We start from the raw sequence: 780 nt of genomic DNA on the forward strand, positions 1-780 counted from the left end.
CGCTCGGCACCGGCTGGATGTATCAGATTCGCATCGAGAACCTGGCCGACCTCGACGCCCTGATGGACGAAGCCGCCTACGCTGACTTCATCAAATAGCGAGCTTGGGGCTCACCCCCCTCCCTAGCCCTCCCCACAAGGGGGGAGGGTGGTGATGGGGGATGATCTCGCCTCAAACCCAACCCTCCCCCTTGTGGGGAGGGCTAGGGAGGGGGAAGGCCCCAGACACAGCACCCGACCGAAAGCACCTCCCATGCGATACCTCCCCCATTCCGATGCCGAGCGCGCAGAAATGCTCGCCACCATCGGTATTGCCTCGGAAGACGCGCTGTTCAGCGCCGTCCCGCGGGCGGCCTACAATACCGGCGCCATCGACCTGCCGGCCCATTCCCCCGAATTCCTGGTCGAAGCGCACATGCGCGCCCTCTCGGGCAAGAACCGCGCCGCCGGCGACGGCCCGTTCTTCGTGGGGGCAGGGGCCTATCGCCACCATGTGCCGGCGACCGTCGATCACCTGATCCAGCGCTCCGAATGGCTCACGGCCTATACGCCCTACCAGCCGGAAATCTCGCAGGGCACGCTCCAGATGCTCTTCGAGTTCCAGACCCAGGTAGCCAAGCTCACCGGCATGGACGTGGCCAACGCGTCGCTCTATGACGGCTCGACCGGCACCGCCGAGGCCGTGCTCATGGCCCGCCGCCTCACCCGCAAGAAGAAGCTGGTGCTCTCGGGCGGCCTCCACCCGCACTACCGCGACGTGGTCAAGGCCTACCTCAAGGAC

General features: G+C 66.3%; 1 protein-coding gene. It reads left to right on the plus strand.

The window, feature by feature from the left end; translation table 11 throughout:
* Positions 1–252 precede the first annotated feature (252 nt).
* Positions 253–780: PLP-dependent aminotransferase family protein (locus tag JP75_RS24550; RefSeq protein WP_035087770.1), on the plus strand; the 528-nt coding region annotated here is incomplete at its 3' end.

This window comes from Devosia riboflavina, assembly GCF_000743575.1.
GTDB lineage: Bacteria > Pseudomonadota > Alphaproteobacteria > Rhizobiales > Devosiaceae > Devosia > Devosia riboflavina.